This is a genomic window from Paenibacillus sp. WC2504 (assembly GCF_052682475.1).
In genome coordinates this window covers 6,959,643-6,981,665 of sequence record NZ_JBQZFH010000001.1, presented here as the reverse complement: position 1 = coordinate 6,981,665, position 22,023 = coordinate 6,959,643, and the positions used below count along the sequence as shown (strand labels likewise).

Genomic DNA, 22,023 nt, shown 5'->3' with positions numbered 1-22,023 from the left:
TCATGCACAAAAAAACGATTGGTGATAGATCGCTGGACTTCTTCATTTATCTCGTGTTAATCATCTGCGGTTTAGCGACTTTGCTGCCGTTAGCGAATATTTTATCCAAAGCCATAAGTGATGAGTCAGCTGTAGTTTCCGGTAAAGTGGGAATTATTCCGATCGGCTTTCAGCTGGATACCATGAAATACGTCGTTTCCTCCAGCCAGTTTTTACATTCAATTGGGATTTCACTGCTAATTACGGTGGTGGGCACGTTTCTAGCGATTCTGATCACAGCATTAACCGCATACCCCTTGTCCAAAAGGCATCTGCCCGGCATTTCCTTCATCATGCTGCTGTTCATTTTCACGATGATGTTTAATGGTGGTATCATACCGAACTACTTGTTGATGAAGCAGCTTCATCTGATTAATAACCTGTGGTCCATCATGCTGCCGGCCCTGATTAGCGTCTTTAACATGTTGGTCATTAAAAGTTATTACGAATCCTTGCCGGAAGCCTTGGAAGAATCGGCTAAAATGGACGGCGCCCGCAACTTTACGATTCTTTTCAGAATCATTATTCCGCTAAGCGTTCCTGTTATTGCGACCATCGCGCTTTTCTATGCGGTGTACTTTTGGAATGATTACTTTCATCCGATGCTCTACATCAATGATGCAGGTTTGAAGCCCTTGCAGCTATACTTGCGCGATATTGTGATGGATGCGGACAGCTCCAACGCCGTGAATAAAAGCGTAGACGATATGATGAACGTTTCACCGGAAGGCATTCGTGCGGCAACAGTTATTGCGTCCATTATTCCGATGTTGTTAGTGTATCCGTATCTGCAAAAACATTTTGTCAAAGGCGTTCTGATCGGCTCTGTGAAAGGGTGAATGAGCATTAATGCCCTTGATGTTAGCGTCGAGGGTTTAATGATATAGTATATACAATTACTAGGGAGGTTTGCACATGTTAAAAAGACACAATAAAGTCATGCTTCTAACACTTGCAGCAAGCTTATCGGTTACTTCACTTGTTGCTTGTTCGTCCAAAAGCAATACGCCAGCAGGCAGTAATGCAGCCCCGGCAAGCGCAGCGCCAGCAGCAACAACTTCCGGACCAAAGCCAGAATTGAAATCGCTTCAAATTTGGCAAAAGGACGATTACAACACGTACCCGGTTGCGAAATTCCTGGAACAGAAAACAGGCTACAAAGTGCAATATGATATGCTCCCTCAGGATAAAGCGGCAGACAAGCTTAACATTCTTATCGCTTCCGGCGAACCTTATGATGCTGTTACAACAGGAGGAACGACGGACTTCAAAGCACTATTTGCCGATTATGCGAAAAAAGGCGCGTTGACAGACCTTGGACCTCTCATTGATAAATTCGGACCGAACATTAAAGCCTCCGTTGATCCAGCCGTGCTGGAAGCGGCTAAAGTAGACGGTAAACTATATGCGATTCCAACCAAAACGATTTCCTTCGCCGGTGAGAGTTTGTATGTGAGACAGGACTGGCTCGACAAAGTAGGCATGAAAGCACCGACAACATTAGATGAGTTGGTTGCTGTTTTGAAAGCGTTTAAAGAGAAAGACCCCGGAGGAAACGGCGATAAAAACATTCCATTAACGATTAAAAGTGAAGCCATGTTCATTAATAACATCGTTGGTGCATTCGGTATGCCGCTTTTCTGGAACGATGTGAACGGCAAGCTGACGCCACGTATTCTGGACCCTGCGTTCAAAGATTATGTGACATTTGCGAGCGATCTTTTCAAACAAGGGCTGCTGGATAAGGAGTTTGCTGCTAACAAAGATGCTACGGCCAAAGAGAAGTTTACAAGCGGTAGAGCGGGGATGATCATGATTCACTGGGCAGATGTTCCTGTGGTTAACGATGCTCTTGTGAAAAATAATCCTAACGCGAAAGCGAATTATATCCCTGCGCTGAAAGGTAAAGACGGCAAAGTTGGTTTGAGCGCTGCGACAGGTTTTGACCGCATTACCTTCATTCCTAAAGCGTCTAAACATGCGGAAGATGCTATCAAATGGATGAATGCGAAGCTGGAGCCGGCAACGTTTAAAGAAATGGCGATTGGCCAAGAAGGTAAGCATTACACGTTCAAAGATGGCGCATATACGCCAATTCAACCGATTTTTACGGATGAGCGCAACCAAGCGAACAATTTCTTGATGGGCACCGATGATAAAAACTATCCAACCTACTGGCAGGCACGTGTACGCAAAGATATGCGTTTGTTCGATGCTTGGAACTTCATGAACACGATTGAACCAGAGAGCACAAGAATCAAAGATCCATTAGGCCTTGCTCCGTACTTGCCTGAGTTCTCGAAAAACTTCCAACAATTGAACACGATGGTGGGAGACTATACGACGAAGCTGATTTTCGGGGCGGAGCCTATCAGTGGCATTGAAGCTTTCCAAGCCAAATTCAAATCGTCCGGCGGAGATGCCAGCTACAAAGAAGTGAATGATTGGTACGCGACTGCAAAAAAATAAGCAAAACGGAACGAGAAGAGAACGTGCCCTGCATTTACTTGCTGCATGTTCTCTTTTTTATAAAACATGGAGGAAAAGCAATGAGATTAAAAGATCAGCCCAAATGGCAGGGGAAAAGCTGGTGCACGTTAGGAGACAGCATTTCAGCTGCAGGTGGTTATCAACCATTGGTAAGCGCAGCGCTTGGATTCTCCACTGTCCTGAATGAAGGCAAAAGCGGATGCCCGCTCACAGCGGGAGGAGACCGTGATTACGGCGCGACTGTGCATGTCGGCAGGCAGCTGGAGCCTGTTTACGATTGTGTGACCATCTTTGCGGGGACGAATGATTTTCGGCTGGATAAACCGGTTGGACGCAAGGAAGAGCGGGATATTCATACCTTTTATGGAGCCTATGTCACCTTAGTGGAGGATATTCTAAGCAAAAATCCGGCGTGCCGTCTCAATTTATGGACACCGCTGCAAAGAGATAAAGACGGCTTCGACATTGATTCCGTGAATGCGGAAGGGCATCGTCTAGCCGACTATGTCGAGGTTATTCAGGCAATTGGCATCGAGTATGCGCTGCCTGTGCTGAATTTGTATGCGGAAAGCGGCTTTAATCGCTTCACGTTGGGCTTTTTGAGCAGTGATCGCCTGCATCCGAATCAGGAGGGCTTTAAGCGAATTGTCGCTATGGCGATTCCTTTTCTTGAGCGCATTTAGCGCCGATTTCTCCTGCTATTTTCGGCAATTCATCTACTTTTTCCCAATTAAACGGAAAATATGCAGCTAATTTCGCCAGGTCCAGCAGATTAAATCAGTTGCTGGCGAATTAGCTGGAGCTTCTACCGTTATTCCGCACACTTGCCCCTGTGCAGCGCGGAATAACGGTAGTTTTTCCATCTGCTCCGGCTGAAGCGCCGAAACGGATCATCCTCCCCGTAACAGCGCCGCAGCATGATTAACGGGAGGGAGAATCCAATCCCGTTCACCTACTTATAAGCGTCAAACGTCCGCTTGACGAGGAGGATCGCCTGCTCGCGCGTCGTGATGCCCAGCGGGTCAATGCGCCCTCCGCCCACGCCATTCATGATGGCGTGGTTGACGGCGAATCGAACCGCATCCAACGCCCACGGCGCGATCAAGTCGCTGTCGGCAAGGCCGGAGCTGCTGCTGATGTTCAGCGTGGCGGCAGGCTTCGCCGCCTTCACAGCGCGCATCAGCATGACGCACAGCTCTTGCCGTGAAATGCTCGCGTCCGGCGAGAAGCCGGTCGCGGAAACGCCTGTGACAATGCCGAACTGGAACGCTTTCAGCACGTCGACGTTCACCGTATCCGTGAACGGATTCGGCGCAGCCGCAGCCGCCGGCTTGCTGCTGAGCGCTTCGTAGAGCTTCACGGCGATGCTGGCGAACTGCTCCCGAGTGATAGGCTGCTGGTAGTTGCCAAGCACCGATGGTGTCGTGAGCGATGCAGCGATGGCCAGCTTGAGATCAGCTTTGGCCCAGTCGCTGGAGCCCTTAACGGCCTCTTCCAGCAGCGCCTCAATGTTCGGCTGACCGGCGTCGCCTTGCGTACCGCCTTGTGTGCCGCCTTTGCTGATCGGTCCCAGCCCATCCGGTATCTTCACGTCTACGGCAGGCTTGAGGTCGATGACTGGAACCTTGGTAATCACTTTGTTTTTACCAACGAGAACAGGGATTTGAACGACAGGATTAATTTTATCCACAATAACCAGGCCGTCACGAGGGGCTTTATTCCAAATGAACACCGTCTCGACGCCTGGAATTACATTGTCGGGCAGTGTGTACTTGTCAATGACCGGTGTTACGGTATAGGCGTATAACGTATTCTTATTTTTATTTGTCGCTTTATCGACGGTTGCTACAGGTCCGAAATCACCGGCTGTATTTTGCATGTTGAAATATTTCGTGCCATCCGGACCGTCGCGTTTAATGACATAGGAAGATTCCATGTTGGAATTATCATTCCAGGTGAGTGTCACCGAGCCGTCATCATTGGCGGAAGCTTGGAAATCGCTGGTTTCCCCCGGCTGCAAGACTTTGAAGGGTCCTTCGGTCCGCTCCAAATACGTATCGGAGCCCAGAATCGGGACATAATGCACCATAACGCGAATCCTCACCGAGGTGATGGACGGATCAATCGGGAGGCGGAATTGAGCGCTAATCGACTGGCTTTTCAACTCGAGAACGTTATGCCAATTAATATTGTCGGTGGAATATAACATCTCGAAGGATGCTATCTTGGTCCCAATAGCTCTGTCATCACTATAGATGACTGGGATGTCTGCGCCGGCAATTAAATAAGGATCACTGCCTCCGATAAAAAAATATTGCATTTGGACCTGCGCATGAGCGCGCGGAGCTGGCAGCACGAGACATATCGCCAACATGAAGACAGCCAATAAGGGAATCATCTTTCGCTGAAGACGCATAAACATGAGCTCTCCTCCACCATTGGTTAATTATTTGATCACCTTATACGAGATATGGACGGATGTTTCGCCCTTACCTCCCACTAGACTGGAAACGGTATACTCAACACCAAGCGTACCGTTGCTTCCTGAAAATAGAAATGCTCCCTCGGCAGGTACTTCGTCCATGGTAAAACCGTACTCCTTGAACCTTTTGCGTGACAGCTCGGCGGTTTCCTTCACATCTTGTTTCATGACATAGTCGATGGTGTCGCGGCCATCAGCCTGTGAAGCTTCAATGCTGCTCGCTCCATCAAGGATGAGGATCTGAATGTTTTTCGGGATGTCATTGGATGCCTTGGTGGAGGCCTCTGTGGAAGCGGGCGCCTCTTTGCCGCAAGCAATAACAAATGAAAGTAGGCTGACACATAACATTACCATCACGTTTTTCCAGATGTGTTTCATCTCACTTACTCCTCCTAAACTCCGCACTCAGGTGCATGTGTACTAACGATAGCTCAATAGGAATATTGGCACTACTATCCTATGGTATATTTTGGTATGATACCTTCGTATAAAAATCCGAACATTAAACGGGTGGGAAACGATGGCGGAAATAAACGGCAGATTGATCGTGGGCAGACAGCGGGAATTACAGATGTTTAACACATTTTTGCAGAGGACTCACCCTGAAAAAAGATTGCTGAACCTATACGGCACAGGCGGAATTGGCAAAAGTTTTCTGCTTGATGAGTTTCGGCAACTTGCAGCCGAACGAAATATGCATGTGATTTCGCTGGATAGCCGTGATATCGTACATACACCATCTTCTTTATGCCAGCATGTAGTTCAGTTGTTAGAGCGACTTGACGGCAAGCACGTCTCTGTCTCGACATCGGATCAACCCCTCTCCACGATAGAAAGTATTGGAATTCTGAATCGAGCAGCGACAGAGCATAGGTTGCTTTTAGCCATCGATACGTACGAAGAAATGGGGGAGCTTGATCATTGGCTTCGGGAGCAATTGATCAAAGAGCTGGATCCTTCTATTTCTATTGTGATTTCAGGCCGTTATGCGCTGCAGGGCGCTTGGAAATTGTCCTCTACATGGAGACAGTGTACGGTGCAGATGCCGCTCTCGGATCTATCGTTTTCGGACGTAAAAACTTATTTACATAACCTATCCATCTTGGATGAACATACAATTTACTGGATTTGGAACCAAACGAAAGGGCATCCGCTGACGCTCTCTTTAACGGCGCAAACGTCCTCCCTACGAGAACTCATTCACCTGCAGGAAGTTGAAGTGCTGCCCTTGATTACGAAGCAGTGGTTAAAAGAGGTTTCTCAGCCCGCCTTGCGCAGAATGGTAGAAGCTGCTTCCGTATTAAAGCATTTTAATCAGGAGACACTTGCTCATGTGTTAGAAGAGCCGGTTACGGCGGAACAATTTCAGCTGCTTACCGAGTTATCGTTCGTCAGAAGAGTGAAGCGGGGATGGCTGCTGCATGATTTGGTTCGCACGGCTTTCAGCCAAGAACTTAGTGCAAGGTCACCTGAGTACTATGCGACTCTAAGGCGCAAATGCATGATGTATTATTATCATCGAACGATTCGGAGTATTGGGAAAAACGACGATATTTCGCCCGAAGCCAGTGATTTCTTCCACTATTTTGGGGATGAACTGATTCTGCAGTTTTTCAATCAAGACACTGCTAGCAACTATTTTGAGGTTATGGACGAAGCGAATTTTGCCGATGCCGAACGTTACATCCAACGCCGTTACGAGGAATCCCAAGAGTATCGAATTCCTTATGTCGACAGCGCCACGAATCAAGCGGGAGAGTTCGTTATCACGCGTGAGCAAAATCTGTTTAATCTCAAACATGTGCATTTGCGGGAGCTTGCTGGTTTGGGACCAGGCACCGTCCGTCTGCTGCGCAAGCCGCAAGGGGAAGTTGTCGGATTAACAGCGGTCATTCCGATCAATGGTTCAACCATTGATTATTTATTGAACAAGCCGCTTTCGTCGGCGTACTTTCGCAGTTTGCCTCAGGAACAATTGGATGAATTTGTTCTGCCATCCGAAACACCTGTGGGATACTACATACAAACGATTGATGTATCAAACTATAACGATATGAGCTTGTTAGCGGACACGGGTCATTTCTTCATCACGCTGCTGCTTACCGGCGGGTTTGTTGCCGGATCTCCGCCTCCGATTCCGTTTTCCACAGAAATTCATCACCGCCTGGGTTGCGAAATGTCGCCTGTTGTCCATTACGATTACGATCAGGTGACGCCAACGCATACCTTCACAACGGATACGAGAGGGCACAAGCTGCAAGCGTATCTGCGGAAAATGATGCTGAAACTCGGGATGAGTGAGTTCATTGAGAATGAACCAGATGCAGAGCCTCCGTTCGTACCGTTAACAGACATACAGCGCAAAATCTCCGATTTGTTAATGCAAGGCATGACGAATGCCGAAATTGCCAAGCAGCTTTTTTTAAGCGAGATTACGATCAAGAAACACCTTACGGCGATTTTTCAGAAGCTGGAAGTGAGAAACCGCACACAAGCGGTACAGAAGCTGATCCTCAGCCGCAAAGGCGCTGTGTAACGTTAAGCCTCCTTAGCTAAGCGGGCTTGTTGGATACCCTTTGTGCCGCGGCGCGTATGCTGCTTTATGCATAGGAACTACAAGGCTTTCTCAAATGGTCATAAATGACCTGGGGAAGTCTTTTTTTTGCAGAAAAATGTGATTCACCGTGCAGCAAAGGAGACGTCCATTCACGGAATGGATGAAATTGGCGCTTGCATATTGAATTTTGTTGAAAATGATTCTCAAAATCATTGACAATGGTTTTCATCAACTATACACTAAATAAATAAAGTTTGGATTCCACTGACCTCACATACCAAGTTGAATATACACAATTTCGTTTGATCATATAGCCAAGGAAGGATTGATGACCGATGCACGCCATCGAGGCCCAACATTTAACGTTAACTTATGGAGATAACAGTATCTATGAAGATTTGGATATTGCGATTCCTAAAGGGAAGATCACCGTGTTTATTGGCAGCAATGGTTGCGGTAAATCAACGTTACTTCGTTCGTTGGCCAGGTTGCTGAAGCCTACCAATGGCAGCATTTTGTTAGACGGGCAAGCCATCGCCAAGCTTCCGACGAAGGAAATTGCGAAACGTTTGTCCATTCTGCCACAAGGACCGGTTGCTCCGGAAGGATTAACGGTGCTCCAACTCGTCAAGCAAGGGAGATACCCCTACCAGAGCTGGCTGCAGCAGTGGTCCGCAGAAGATGAAGAGATGGTGACGAAAGCACTGAAGGCTACGAATATGCAGCAATATGCGGATCGTACGGTGGATTCCTTATCAGGCGGACAGCGGCAACGAGCTTGGATTGCCATGACGTTGGCACAGGGAACGGATACGATTTTACTCGATGAACCGACCACGTATCTGGATATGTCGCACCAAGTTGAAGTACTTGACCTGTTATTTGAATTGAATGCCGAGCAGCAGCGCAGCATCGTCATGGTTCTGCATGACATTAACCTGGCTTGTCGTTATGCCCATCACATCGTGGCTATTCATAACAAGAAGATCGCTATCCAAGGGACGCCGGAAGATATTATTACCGAGGAAACGATTCGTACTGTGTTTAATATGGATTGCCAAATTATTCAGGATCCGCTGTTTGGAACGCCGCTTTGCATTCCATTCGGCAAGGGCAGGAAGGTTAATGAGCAGGAGCAAGTCTCCAGCAACCTGGCAGAAGCTGCATTGGTTGTTTAAGCCTCTACATAAGTAACCAAAGTCTCTATTTAACGCTTTTGCGTGGATAGAGGCTTTTCTTGTTGCACTCTCAATTGCCATCACTAAAGAATGAGACCGGGGCATTTTGGGAAAATAAGGACAAGATATTAGACCTTGTCATTCGCAGAAGCACTTCATACAATAGTAGTATAAAGCTTTAACCTCTTAGGATTGGAGAACTGCATGATGCGCTTTAAAGATGTGTTTTCCATCATCGGACCTTCCATGATAGGTCCATCCAGCTCCCATACAGCGGGAGCCGTCCGTCTAGGACGTGTTGTCAGGCAGCTGCTCGGCGAGCAGCCAACGAAAGCTGAAATTACTTTATACGGGTCTTTTGCGGATACATACCGGGGACATGGTACCGACTTGGCGCTTATTGGCGGCTTGCTCGATTTTGAAACGGATGATCCGCGGATTCCGGAGGCCGCCGAAGAGGCGGAAGCTCGGGGTGTGGAGATTGCCTTCCTCACAAGTAAGGATAAGGCTGATCATCCGAATACGGTCAAATTTACAATTTCCTCGGGAACCAAAGAAGTGAGTATGATTGGGGCATCCATCGGTGGCGGGAACGTTGAAATTGTGAATGTGAATCAATTCGATGTGAAATTTACTGCGGTATATCCTACGTTGATTATTTCTCATCACGACCGGCCGGGGATGATCGCAGACATTACCACCTTGCTGGGACGCAACCAGATCAATATCGGATTCATGGATTTGGATCGGAAAGGCAGGGACCGCGAGGCGATGACCGTCATTGAAACCGACGTCTCCGTTCCGGATGCCCTGATCGAGGAGCTCAGCTCCTTAAGCATGATTTTTGATATAAAAAGAGTGGATCTCGCAGAAAGAGGCGAATAACTTGAGATTCCGGACATTAAAACAACTCACTGAAGTATGCGCTGTAGAAGGAATGACAATCGCGGAAGTCATGCTGGCCGATCAAAGTCAAGAATCGGGCAAGACGCCGGACTATGTGTTTGAAAAAATGAGGGCTTACTATCAAATCATGAAAGAAGCCGTGGCCAAAGGACTGACGGAAGATACAACCTCCCGCAGCGGATTGACCGGCAAGGACGCTCAGCGTGTTGCCAGCTATATGACTACGACAGAAGCCTCCCTCGGCGAGGAAGCTTGCAAGGCAATGGCATACGCGTTAGCCGTGTCCGAAGTTAATGCTTCCATGGGACGCATTATTGCTACGCCCACGGCTGGCTCTTGCGGCATTATCCCCGGAGTTTTCATCAGCAGCCAGCAGCGGTTCGGCTGGGATGATGATCACATGGTACGGGGATTGCTGAGTGCAGGCGCGATTGGTTATGTAATCGCGAACAACTCTTTTGTTTCTGGCGCGGAAGGCGGCTGCCAGGCTGAAGTGGGCTCCGCGATCGGCATGGCCGCGGGAGCGCTTGTTGAGCTTCGCGGCGGTACGCCTGAGCAGGCGATGCATGCGGTGGGACTAGCGCTGAAGAACACGCTAGGGCTCATCTGCGACCCGGTCGGCGGACTGGTCGAAATTCCGTGCATCGTCCGCAACGGCTTCGGTGCCGTGAATGCCATGGCAGCGGCCGATATGGCGCTGGCGGGCGTCCGTTCCGTCATCCCCTCCGACGAAGTCGTGCAGGTGATGTACGAGGTGGGCACTGCGATGCCCGAAAAGCATCGCGAGACGGCCAAAGGCGGTCTGGCCCAGACACCGACAGGCCGGCAAATTATGAAAGAGCTTAATTTGGGCAAAAAGCGATAGAAGTAATGTCCGCAGGGAGTGATTCCTGCGGGCTTTTTTATTATGGGGCCTGTTAGGCTCCATCGAGCGGGCCCCCCGGTCCGTTTAGGTTGTATTTTATACAACCATTTGACCCAAATCTCAAGTCCAGAGACAGCTCCATTGCACTCTATGCAACCATTTAGCCCCGAAAGCTGCCACTTCGGCACAAATCAAGCATTTTCATTGCATTTTGTACAATGGAGAGGCTCCATTCCCCCATAAATCATCCATATTGTTGCACAACATACAACATACGGCAGCCCCTATCCGCTCCCAGTTTATTCTCCCGAAAATTTGGCATCCTAACAGCATCACATGCCAAGGAGTTTGATCATGCGCATATTTGCAATGAGCATCGTGTTAGCCTCTGCGCTCACACTTACCGGGTGCTCTCACCCATCAAGGATTAAGCAGTTAAGCACGGGGGACCAGGTGCAACTGACGGCCGAGCGGGAGACGGATAACCGGATGTCGGACTGGAATCTGACCAGCAGCGATGCGGAGCTGTACATCGGCGATTTGGGCGTTGAGCAGTTCTATGCCTCTACCTCGAATCACGTAAAAAGCCTTGCAGCAGAAAATAAGAAGCATGCGCTTCTGCCAAACGGCTTTCCTTTGATCCAGGCTTTTCCCAGTCCGGACATCGTCCCGAAAAAAGGAGGTTACGTCGAGAACGTAATCGAGACAGCCAAAAGCTACCTCGGAACCCCTTATGTATATGGGTCGGATCGGCTAGACCCGCAATCTTTTGACTGCTCGGATTTCACGCGTTGGGTATATTTGACTGCGCTCGGGATGGATTTGCCCTGGGATGCGAAGAATCAGGCTGCTTATGTCGAAGCCCTATCCAAGCGGAAATACACCGATCTCAAGCAGGCAAAACGCGGGGATTTGCTGTTCTTTACGAATTTCATGGGCAATCGGCCTTCCGATTATGCCAATCTCGACCCCTCACAGAAGCCGATCAGCCATATGGGCATTTATTTAGGGGATGGGAAAATCATTCATTCCGCTTCCAAAAAGACAGGCGGCGTGCGGATTGACCATATGTTTTTTAAGCATCTGCAGTATCGTTTTGTTCTAGGGGGCTCAGTCTTAGACTAAACGCAATGCCCCACTAGGCCATGTAGTGGGGCATTTTCATGCGCCATTGTTTCCCTTCCTTTTAATTCGTTATATAGTAAAGAAGTTGAAGTGACGGAAAGGAGCTAATTATAGATGCACTCGTCGATGATTGAACAGGATAATGGGATTTTTCCAGCCGTATGCTCACTGGATTGTCCAGATCAATGCGGATTGCTGCTTCATAAGGAAGCTGGCAAGATCGTTAAAATAGAAGGAGACCCCGACCACCCGGTGACACAAGGGGCAATTTGCAATAAAGTTCGCAATATGACGGCACGTCTTTATGATGATAAAAGGCTGCAGTACCCTATGAAGCGCGTCGGCCCGAAAGGGGAGGGGAGCCGCTTTGAACGCATATCCTGGGATGAAGCGATCGCAACCATCACAACCCGCTGGAAAAAGCTGATCGCAGAGGAAGACGCCGAGTCCATTCTGCCATACAGCTTTTACGGCAATATGGGGCGGATTGGGACCGAGGGGATGGATCGTAGGTTTTTTAACCGGATGGGTGCAAGCCGTTTGCTGTACTCGATTTGTGAATCAGCAGGAACCGAAGGCTATAAATATACGATGGGCGGCAGCTTTGGAACCGATCCGGAGGATACGGTGCACGCCAAACTCATCATTATGTGGGGAATCAATGCCGTCAGCACAAATATGCATCAGGTCATGTTGGCTGAGAAAGCCCGCAAAAACGGAGCGCAAATTGTCGTCATCGACGCTCACCGAAACCAAACGGGCCGTTGGGCCGATTGGTTTATCCCGATTATGCCGGGAACAGATGCCGCGCTGGCGCTGGGAATCATGCACATTTTGTTTGCTGAAGATAGTGTGGATGAGGCTTTTCTGCGGCAATATACAGTTGGTCATGAGGAACTGAGGGAGCATGTTCGGCAGTATGAACCTTCTGTGGTATCTGCCATAACAGGAGTCCCTGTCGAAGATCTTTACCGCTTAGCGCGACTGTACGGTCAAACTTCGCCTTCTTTTATTCGCATCGGCAACGGGATTCAGCATCATGATAACGGCGGAATGTGCGTGAGAACCATTGCTTGCTTACCGGCATTAACGGGACAGTGGATGCAGCGTGGAGGCGGCGCTATTAAAGGAAACGGTGCTTATCTGGAGCACAATATTCCCGCTCTGCAGCGACCTGATCTGCGGGTGAAAGAGGCGCGGCAGATTAATATGAACTTGCTTGGCAGCGCGTTGCTGGAGCTAGATCCGCCAATTCGTTCGCTGTATGTGTACAATTCCAATCCGGCGTTAGTTGCCCCCCATGCTAATAAAGTGAGAGAGGGGCTTCGGCGGGACGATTTATTTACGGTTGTGCATGATCTGTTTCTGACTGAGACGGCGAAATACGCCGATATCGTGCTCCCGGCTACCTCATCTTTTGAGAATACGGACTTCTATCGTTCCTATTGGCATCATTACGTACATCTTCAACTCCCTGTCGCTCGGCCATATGGCGAGAGCAAAGCGAACGTCGATGTGTTTCGCCTGCTTGCCGCGGAGATGGGCTATGAGGATGAGGCTTTGCAGGATAGCGATGCGGATCTGGTGCGCCAAGCTTTGGATCACCCCGGAAATCCGGCGTTAGCGAATATTACCTATGATAACCTGCTGGAGAAACATTTCATGAAAGCGGAAGTGAAGCCGCTGTTTCCAGGACAGTTACGGACGCCGAGTGGTAAAATTGAACTTTTCTCCCGTGAGATGGAAGAGAAGGGGTATCCGGCTTTGCCGACGTACATTCCGCTTCCCGATGAAGGGGATTTGCCGTTCCTGTTTATCCCTGCGCCGAATCATAACTTTCTGAACTCGACGTTTGCTCATAATGAGAAGCATGTCCGCATGGAAAAAACGCCGAAGCTGCACATGAATGAAGCGGATGCCGCCTCATTAGGGATAGCGAGTGGCGAAATGGTTCGCGTGTGGAATGCTCGTGGCGAATGCGAGTTAACCGTAGCGGCGGGCTCGGACGTGCTGCCAGGTGTTGTCGTGAGCCAAGGACTCTGGGCGGATTCGTCCGGTAATGGCAGCAAAGCCTTGGTTAATGCGCTTACGCCGGATCGTGTGGCGGATATGGGCGGAGGGGCAACTTTTTTCTCCGGTCGTGTGCGTGTGGAAAAGCTTGAGAAGTGAGCTGAACGTATGGGCGCCTTCCCGCATAAAGTAATGCAGGAGGTGATGGCCTATGTCATTACAGCAAAAAGCATATGCTTGGATAGGCAGTCCAGTAGGTGTATCCCTAATGGACGGTACCGGTACTTCAGGAATTCTGTGCAGTGTGCAAGGCGGATCGATTTATCTGATTGAATACTTATACCATACGCAATTTGCCACCAAGCATTATGCCTTCAACCAAATTCGGGATATCTACCCTTTCCCGCAATGCCCGCAGCCGCAATTGCTGTATCAAGCGAAGCCGATGTATTAATGTGGATGTAGAAGCCGACCCTGTGGGGTCGGTTTTTTAATTTTTTCCAATAATATCCCTCCTGCACCTAAATAAATGACAATAAAAGTTGTCAAAAAGGGGGTAATATGATTGAATCGCAGATAATTGTATACGCTTACAAAATGCGAGACTAAACTGAATAAGGAGCATGGCTACATGAAAATTCGCTTTTTACAAAAAAGACTAGCTTTGTTGGTACTGTTCTCCATGGTCTTTTCTCTACTCCTCGTTCCTGCGGCAGGCAGAGCAGCGGATGTTGAGGTAGATGTTGCTGCTCTCCCGACCAGTGCAGATGCTGCTATCGTTACAGACAGCGCCAAGCCTGAGGTAGCGGATACGAACTACGATAACAGAACGAATTTGGGGAGTTCGACGCTAGGATTATACAGCCTTTCAACCAGCAGCTCGAAAAAGACAGAAGTCTATTTCAAGTTTGATGTGTCTACCGTATCTGATAGTACATACAAATATTATTTGCAAGTGTCTGCGAAAAAAGGCAGCAGTGACATCGACACAGGCCTACAAGTGTATGGTTTATTAAATAATTCATGGCAAGAATCAACGATAACCTGGAATAATGCTCCTCAGACGGATTTGTCCGCGATGAATCCATTAGGACAATTTATTGTGAATCAGGCTAATTCAGCTAAACCGATTTTATACACCGTAGACGTGACAGATTATGTAAGGCAGCATCTCTCCGACCAGAAAGTATCTTTCATCATTGCTTCAAATTCAACCAACTCCGTTAATGTGTATTCGAAAGAGAACACTTCAGCCTCTAACCCTGAGCCGCAGCTCTTGGTACGGCGTGTCGTTCAAAGCGACAATACTCCGCCAACGTGGGGGCAAAACGCAACCTTAAAATCGATTAATTTGGGCATGGATTTTGTTCAATTAACCTGGCCGGCAGCCATCGATGATAGTGCGGTATCGAACTATAAGCTTTATCAGAATGATGTGCTGCTAAGCAATGTGACAGGGAATACATACACTGTTCAAGGGTTAACTCCGAATACAAGCGTTACATATAGCGTTTACGCAGGAGATGCGGTCGGCAATTACTCGCTGACACCTCTTACCTACAACGTAACGACATTGTCCGCGCCAGTTACACCTTTGCAAGTCGTAGAAGTCAATGCAAGCAGCAGCGATGGAAACGTTGAGAGCAACACGCTCGATAACAACTTGTTCAGCCGCTGGTCAGCTTCAGGTGACGGGCAATATGTGATGTTTGATTTGGGGCAACCGAAGAACATTGGCTACGTTGGCATTGCTTTTTATAAAGGTGATCTGCGTACCACGCTCATTGATATTCAAACATCAAACGATGCGCAAACCTGGACGAATGTGTTCACCGGAAACAGCCGTCCGAATACGGTGAATATGCAAGCTTTTGATATCCCGGATACACAGGCTCGCTTCGTTCGCATCATTGGACACGGTAACTCCGATGGCAGTACGTTCACCAGTTTAACGGAAGTTATGATCTATCCACCGTTCCCTTCAGGTGATACACCGGTAGCGATCGTTCCCAATATTACGCCAACAGCGCCGCCAGGGACGGTCCCTTTTACAAAGCCGGGATTAACGAAACCAGATGGGTCTGAACATGCTGTGCACTCGCCTCATCAGGTAACTGGCGTTACACGCAACGTGCTTGATTATGGCGCAGACCCGGGGGATAATGCCCAAGATGACCGCATTGCCATCCAAAATGCCATAGATGCCGCTACAGCTGGCGACGAGGTGTTCATTCCGAACGGTGTTTATAACTTAATGACATCCCCGGATGGATTTATCAATTTAAAGCTGAAGTCAGGCGTCAACCTGCGGGGTGAAAGCGAGGCGCAAACGATTTTGAAATCAAGCATTGATGATGTTAAAAATAGTTCTGTGCTGAAATCTTCGAGTCAACATGATATTTTGGTTTCCAATTTGACCGTTACTTCCACGTGGAATCGTGCCTTTTCATTGGATCATGTGATCAATAATCCGGCTGCCGGAGGGCCTGACAGCATGATTGCTATCGCCAACTACGGTGAAGATCCGTCCTACAATGTGACCGTCGATCATGTCACTGTGGAACGTTTTCGACGTATGGCCATCCGCATTGAAAACAGTCACGATGTCGTTGTTCGTCATGCGACTTTCCGCAATGCAACGGATTTAGGCGGCGGCGGTGCCGGATATGGCACGTCCATTCAAGGGATGCCGAAGGTCGATAGGCTCGGATTCGATAACGATACGTATTGGAACCTAGTGGAAGATTCCACTTTTGAAGGGCCGTATTTACGCCATGGTTCGCTCATTCAAAACGTAGCGCACAATAACGTACTGCGAAACAACCACTATAAGAATACAAAGTTAGATGCGATTGATCTCCATGGTGAGTTGGAGTATTTGAACGAAGTTTATGGCAATACCGTTGAGGATATTTTTACTGGCGGCGGCGTAGGCCTTGGCAATACAGGCGGGACGGCTCCAAGCAACCATAGTAAAACAGGGCCTCAAAACTACATTCATGATAATGTGATCCGCAATGCGCGTGAAGGAATTGTCGTCACCATGGGCACTCCGGATACACGGATTGAGCATAACATCATTGAAAATACAACGACTGTCAACAATGGTGTAGGGATCAATATTTTAAACGGGCCAGGAACACGCATCGAAAATAACATTATTCGCAACAACACGGCTTCCGGTTACTGGGGGATTTTGCTTGAACATGACAACGGGGATCAAAACGCAGGGGGTATCGGCACTGGTGACCCTCAAAATGTACAAATCATAGGGAATACCATCACTGGAAACACGTATGGGATTCAGCTTCAAAAGGGTACGAACATTTCCGTTATCAAAAATATTTTAGATAATCTAGGTACTAATTATTTGAAAGCTAGCGGCGTGACGGCGACTGAAGTTTGGCCTTCTACGACAACGCAAGACGCAAACGACAGAGACGACAAAGGCGCCTCTCCTTACAGCCCAGCTTCAGGAGGCTCGACTTTAACACCTTCAGCTAAGCTATTCACCAAAGTATCGGAAGTAAACGGCAAAACGACTGTTACAGCTTCAGTAGATACACAGGCGGTTGAGGCGATCACAAAAGCACAAGGAAACGGACCCGTCACACTTGTGGTAGAGACACCGGACAGCACGGAGCAAGTGCAGGTCAACTTGACGAAATCCGCGTTGGATAAGCTGCTTGAAGTGCCGTCGGTGAGGATTGATTCGCCAATAGGAGGCCTCAAGCTCCCTGTAAAGCAGCTGCTTTCAGAACAATTCGCGACGCTTGAGGTTTCTATCACCACCAACGATTCTGCTTCGGCACAAGCCCAAGCTGCCGGACTTCAAGTTGTGACTTCGATGGATTTCGCCATGAAGGCAGTTTCGAGCGATGGCCAATCCGTGGACATCCATGATTTCAATCAGTATGTGCCATATACGCTAAAAGTAGAGAATGGAACGCTTGCTGAGCGCAACTTGGCTGCCGCTAGGGTTGTACAAGATGCCAATGGCAATGTCAGCTATGAACCGGTTCCCTTTACGGTTCAAGCAGGGGAAGTTACCATTTATGGTCGTGCAAACGGCACGTTTATACTGATCGAAAACCAGGTTTCCTTTGGGGATACAGCCACACACTGGGCGAAGGACGAAATTGAGCAAATGGCCAACAAATGGCTTGTCCAAGGCATTTCCAAAGAGGAATTCGGTCCGGATCAACCCGTTACCCGCGCCGAATTAGCAGCAATGATCGTGCGGACACTGGGCATCAAGTCCTCGGGGGATGACGCCCCTTTTAAAGACATGAACGCTAAAGAATGGTACAACAATGCTGTAAACGCCGCTGTGAAAGCTGGCATTATTACTGGCTACGAGGATGGGACGTTCCGTCCGGAACAAACGATTACCCGTCAGGAAATGGCGGTTATGATGAATCGCGCTTTACTGGCAGCGGGGTACAACGAGCAAAAAGCGCAAGGGGAACCGCCATCCTATGAGGATCAAAAGCAAATTCAGCCATGGTCCCAAGAGGCGATCGATCATCTTGGAAAGTTAAAGCTAATGGAAGGCACAAGCTCATCTTCATTTGACCCGGATATGGAAGCGACACGGGCGCAAAGCGCTGTCCTGCTGCTTCGGGTACTGCAAGCATTGACTTTTACAAATTAATGCATAGTTAAATAAGCTATGACTGAAGGCTTCGAATGAGGTGCTTCCGTCATAGTTTTTTTATTTTATGGCAGTTATCCAGAAAAATCCAATGGTTAAAAAAGGGAATATCTTGGTTTTTGCAGAAGTTACAAGGAGTAAGAATTTGAATGGCCGTAGGTGTAGGAGGAGCTATGTTACTAGAAAAATTATTTCTGAACATCCTGATTGTCCTTGCTCCTGTTTTATTGCAGAGCGTTTTTGGCGAACGTTGGAGTTACGCAAAATCTCCCATTATGATGGGGTTATTGTATGGAATGGCATCCTCGCTTTGTTTGCTTTTTTCTTATGAAGATCTGAATTTATTTTGGGATTTGCGGTACGTTCCTATGGTCATAGCTACTGTATATATGGGGCGGAAAGCAGGCTTTATTAACTATGCAATGATCATTATGACGCGTACCTACCTTGGTGGCGATGCGCTTTTGTTCGGATATATCAGTATGACGATTGCGTTCATGATTCCCTTGCTTGCTTCGTTCAAAGTTAATGCTTTGACGGGGAACTCGCGGATTAAGGCCACTATTGTGGTTGCCCTGGGACCGCTGTTTGTCATGCTCATGATATTAATTTCGTATTCATTGTTTTCCGGCGAACCCCTGGATTATCGAATGATTCCCGCCATTACTGCGTTCGGAATCCTCACGATTTTGGGAATTTGGTTCTCCACTATGCTGCTGGAACTGAATGAAGAACATGCCAAAATGAAAGCGGAAATCCAAAAAGCTGAAAAAATGAAAACCTTAGGTGAACTTGCTGCTTCTATCGCACATGAGGTTCGTAATCCACTAACGGTTGTAAAAGGGTTTCTCCAGCTCATGCGCCCAAGCGAACTAGGCAAAAATCAACAGTATCTGACCATTGCCATGGAGGAGCTGGAGCGGGCCGAGACGATTATTAGTGATTATTTAAATTTCTCCAAACCTAAACTAACGAAGTTGGAATCCTTTTCTTTTTCGGATGTGCTAACGAATATCCTGATCTTGCTAACACCGATGGCGATGAAAAATGGCGTAGAGCTTACTTGTCATGTCGATGAGCATATCTATATTCATTCCGATAGGGGGCAATTGCAGCAAGCGCTGGTGAATGTGATTAAAAATGCGATTGAAGCTACACAGGCGAATGGCGAAGTGAAGGTTCGTTTGACGGGGATGGCAGGTGAAGTGCAGATCAGCATTTGCGATAACGGCAAAGGAATGAGCAAAGACCAGCTATCCCGCATCGGCCATCTGTTTTATTCCACGAAGGATGTCGGGACAGGACTTGGGACAGCTGTTACTATCCGAATCATCGAGACGATGAACGGCAAAATTGTTTATGAGAGTGAAGAAGGCGTAGGTACGACAGTAACAATTACCTTACCTCTGCAGCAAAATTAACGATTATCGATTTTCTCAGGGTACATATCGTGGTTCATCAACCTGTGCTCAGCCATCGCTTCAAACTTCGTGCCGGGCTGACCCCAATTGCAATACGGATCGATCGAAATGCCGCCGCGCGGAGTGAATTTCCCCCAAACCTCGATATATCGGGGCTCCATAAGTTTGATCAAATCATCCATGATAATGTTGACGCAGTCCTCGTGGAAATCGCCGTGGTTGCGGAAACTGAACAGGTACAGCTTGAGGGACTTGCTCTCTACCATTTTGATATTCGGAATATAGGAGATGTAGAGGGTGGCGAAATCCGGCTGTCCAGTGACGGGACACAGGCTCGTGAACTCAGGGAAATTGAATTTTACGAAATAATCCCGGTTCGGATGTTTGTTATCAAATGCTTCCAGCACCGTCGGATCATAGTTGAACACATACTTCGTTCCTTGATTTCCGAGTAGGGTGATTTCTTTTAAATCTTCATTGCTTCTACCTGCAGACATGATGAATCCTCTTTTCATAGTTTTTTTACCACATAAGAATTTAGAATGTTCCGGCAATCATAGATGGAACAAATTCTTATTGGCGATAAAAACAACCTCTGAACGCGGTCTCTCAGCTTCGAATGACTTCGATGGAAGTTTTTATCATAGAGGGAGTTTGCGAACCTCTTCTAGGAGCAAATAGTACCATATATGCCGCCAAAATGCATCTCCGAGTGATTGGGATTTCGTGGAGAAATTGTGCGCACTTTCAGATACCACTGAGGGGACGAGAATGGTAAAATAGATAGATATGCCTTTTATTATGGGATGGAGGTTCGTTAGCTTTGAAAGCCTATCAGGAATTGCTACAAGATATATTGGCAAACGGGACTAAAAAGGAAGACCGAACAGGGACAGGGACGTTGTCCGTATTTGGGAGGCAGATGCGTTTTGACCTCTCGGAGGGATTCCCGCTTGTGACGACGAAAAGAGTGCCTTTTCGGTTAATCGCCAGTGAGATGCTTTGGTTTATTAAAGGAGATACAAATATTCGGTATCTGCTGCAGCATAACAACCATATTTGGAATGAATGGGCTTTTAAAAAGTGGGTTGAAAGCGCAGATTATACAGGACCGGATATGACGAACTTTGGGCTGCGTTCCCAGCAGGATGAAGCATTCAAGGTTCAGTATGACGAGCAAATGGCTAGTTTCGTGGAAAAGGTACTGAATGACGAGTCGTTTGCGAAGCAATACGGCGAGCTCGGCGATGTGTACGGCAAGCAGTGGAGAGACTGGACGACAACACAGGGCGGTACGATTGATCAGCTCAAAGAGGTCATCCATATGATCAAAACGAACCCGGATTCCCGCAGGCTCATCGTCTCCGCTTGGAATCCCGAGGATGTGCCGAGCATGGCGCTGCCGCCGTGTCACACGATGTTCCAGTTCTATGTGGCGGGCGGCAAGCTGAGCTGCCAGTTATATCAGCGCAGCGCCGACACGTTCCTGGGCGTTCCTTTTAACATTGCAGGCTACGCGCTGCTTACGCACCTAATTGCACAGGAGTGCGGACTAGGCGTAGGGGAGTTTGTCCATACCATTGGCGATGCTCATATTTACACGAATCATATCGATCAAATTCATACGCTTCTGAGCCGTGAGCCGAAGGAATTGCCAACGCTGAAGCTGAATCAAAACGTTGCGTCGTTGTTCGATTTCGATGTCAGTGACATCGAGTTGGTTGGATACAATCCGCATCCGACGATTAAAGCGCCAGTAGCGGTATAGACTTGTTACGAAAGGAGGTTTGCACAGGCTATGAGTATTTCATTTATTTTTGCCATGGACCGCAATCGTGCCATAGGTGTGAACAATACATTACCTTGGCATTTGCCAGGTGACCTGAAATTTTTTAAAGCCGTAACGATGGGACACCCGATTCTGATGGGACGCAAGACGTACGAATCCATCGGAAGGCCGCTGCCGGGGAGACGCAATGTAATCCTTACGCAGAATACGGAGTTTCGGGCTGAGGGCTGCGAGGTCATTCACTCCGTCGATGAAGCTGTTCAAGCATTCAAAGATCAAGAGCTTTTCGTTATCGGAGGCGCGGAAATATTTCGCCTGTTCGCGGAGAAGGTTGACCGGATGTACATAACATTCATCGAGCACGAGTTTGAAGCGGACACGTACATGTCGGAGCTGGATTTGTCCGACTGGACCTTGCTCTCAAGCGAACAAGGGGAACGGAACGAGAAAAATCCGTACGAGTACTACTTCCGGATTTATCAAAGAGCATAAAAAAGGCCTTGCGTT

General features: G+C 48.1%; 17 protein-coding genes. 14 read left to right on the top strand and 3 right to left on the bottom strand.

From position 1 onward, the window contains the following. Positions 1-2: 2 nt before the first annotated feature. The 3 genes from ACUN27_RS31545 (at position 3) to ACUN27_RS31535 (ending at position 3,212) form a co-directional block, all read left to right on the top strand. On the top strand, positions 3-878 hold the full coding sequence (locus ACUN27_RS31545; protein ID WP_315953282.1) for a carbohydrate ABC transporter permease: 876 nt from the start codon (positions 3-5) through the stop codon (positions 876-878). Positions 879-954: 76 nt separating this feature from the next. Further along, the gene (locus tag ACUN27_RS31540) at positions 955-2,508 is read left to right on the top strand and encodes an extracellular solute-binding protein (protein ID WP_315953283.1); all 1,554 of its coding nucleotides are present in this window, start codon (positions 955-957) and stop codon (positions 2,506-2,508) included. A gap of 80 nt (positions 2,509-2,588) precedes the next feature. Next, entirely contained in the window at positions 2,589-3,212 is a 624-nt protein-coding gene (locus ACUN27_RS31535) for an SGNH/GDSL hydrolase family protein (protein WP_326061482.1), read from the top strand. A gap of 269 nt (positions 3,213-3,481) precedes the next feature. On the opposite strand, the gene ACUN27_RS31530 is transcribed toward ACUN27_RS31535, so the two are convergent. Both ACUN27_RS31530 and ACUN27_RS31525 read right to left on the bottom strand, forming a co-directional pair. After that, positions 3,482-4,951 carry an S-layer homology domain-containing protein gene (locus ACUN27_RS31530; protein WP_445560219.1) on the bottom strand — a complete coding sequence of 490 codons (1,470 nt, stop codon included), beginning with the start codon at positions 4,949-4,951 and terminating at the stop codon, positions 3,482-3,484. A 24-nt stretch (positions 4,952-4,975) separates the two neighbouring features. Further along, the gene (locus ACUN27_RS31525; RefSeq protein ID WP_326061484.1) at positions 4,976-5,389 is read right to left on the bottom strand and encodes a hypothetical protein; all 414 of its coding nucleotides are present in this window, start codon (positions 5,387-5,389) and stop codon (positions 4,976-4,978) included. A gap of 142 nt (positions 5,390-5,531) precedes the next feature. Here ACUN27_RS31525 and ACUN27_RS31520 point away from each other — a divergent pair, with 142 nt between their 5' ends. The 9 genes from ACUN27_RS31520 to ACUN27_RS31480 all read left to right on the top strand — a co-directional run bounded on the left by ACUN27_RS31520 (position 5,532) and on the right by ACUN27_RS31480 (position 19,727). Further along, the gene (locus ACUN27_RS31520; protein WP_445560218.1) at positions 5,532-7,547 is read left to right on the top strand and encodes a LuxR C-terminal-related transcriptional regulator; all 2,016 of its coding nucleotides are present in this window, start codon (positions 5,532-5,534) and stop codon (positions 7,545-7,547) included. 356 nt (positions 7,548-7,903) lie between these two features. After that, positions 7,904-8,746 (top strand): ABC transporter ATP-binding protein, encoded by an 843-nt coding sequence (locus tag ACUN27_RS31515; RefSeq protein ID WP_315953288.1) that lies wholly within the window; start codon positions 7,904-7,906, stop codon positions 8,744-8,746. Positions 8,747-8,953: 207 nt separating this feature from the next. Continuing rightward, positions 8,954-9,631, top strand: coding sequence for an L-serine ammonia-lyase, iron-sulfur-dependent subunit beta (gene sdaAB, locus ACUN27_RS31510; protein ID WP_161409878.1), 678 nt, complete (start codon positions 8,954-8,956; stop codon positions 9,629-9,631). A gap of 1 nt (position 9,632) precedes the next feature. After that, the gene (gene sdaAA, locus ACUN27_RS31505) at positions 9,633-10,517 is read left to right on the top strand and encodes an L-serine ammonia-lyase, iron-sulfur-dependent, subunit alpha (protein ID WP_315953289.1); all 885 of its coding nucleotides are present in this window, start codon (positions 9,633-9,635) and stop codon (positions 10,515-10,517) included. A gap of 354 nt (positions 10,518-10,871) precedes the next feature. Then, the gene (locus ACUN27_RS31500; protein WP_315953290.1) at positions 10,872-11,642 is read left to right on the top strand and encodes a C40 family peptidase; all 771 of its coding nucleotides are present in this window, start codon (positions 10,872-10,874) and stop codon (positions 11,640-11,642) included. 114 nt (positions 11,643-11,756) lie between these two features. Beyond that, positions 11,757-13,811: a molybdopterin-containing oxidoreductase family protein gene (locus ACUN27_RS31495; protein ID WP_445560217.1), complete on the top strand. Its 2,055-nt coding sequence runs from the start codon at positions 11,757-11,759 to the stop codon at positions 13,809-13,811. Positions 13,812-13,863: 52 nt separating this feature from the next. After that, a complete protein-coding gene (locus ACUN27_RS31490; RefSeq protein WP_315953292.1) occupies positions 13,864-14,106 on the top strand; it encodes a hypothetical protein in 243 nt (80 codons plus the stop codon). 177 nt (positions 14,107-14,283) lie between these two features. Continuing rightward, positions 14,284-18,306 carry an S-layer homology domain-containing protein gene (locus ACUN27_RS31485; protein ID WP_445560216.1) on the top strand — a complete coding sequence of 1,341 codons (4,023 nt, stop codon included), beginning with the start codon at positions 14,284-14,286 and terminating at the stop codon, positions 18,304-18,306. Positions 18,307-18,479: 173 nt separating this feature from the next. Then, entirely contained in the window at positions 18,480-19,727 is a 1,248-nt protein-coding gene (locus ACUN27_RS31480) for an ATP-binding protein (RefSeq protein ID WP_445560215.1), read from the top strand. Here ACUN27_RS31480 and queF read toward each other — a convergent pair. Further along, positions 19,724-20,224 (bottom strand): preQ(1) synthase, encoded by a 501-nt coding sequence (gene queF / locus ACUN27_RS31475; RefSeq protein ID WP_157319586.1) that lies wholly within the window; start codon positions 20,222-20,224, stop codon positions 19,724-19,726. The two genes, ACUN27_RS31480 and queF, sit on opposite strands and share 4 nt — an antisense overlap. A 326-nt stretch (positions 20,225-20,550) precedes the next feature. Here queF and ACUN27_RS31470 point away from each other — a divergent pair, with 326 nt between their 5' ends. After that, positions 20,551-21,495, top strand: coding sequence for a thymidylate synthase (locus tag ACUN27_RS31470; RefSeq protein ID WP_315953295.1), 945 nt, complete (start codon positions 20,551-20,553; stop codon positions 21,493-21,495). A gap of 30 nt (positions 21,496-21,525) precedes the next feature. Then, a complete protein-coding gene (locus ACUN27_RS31465) occupies positions 21,526-22,008 on the top strand; it encodes a dihydrofolate reductase (RefSeq protein ID WP_315953296.1) in 483 nt (160 codons plus the stop codon). Positions 22,009-22,023 lie beyond the last annotated feature (15 nt).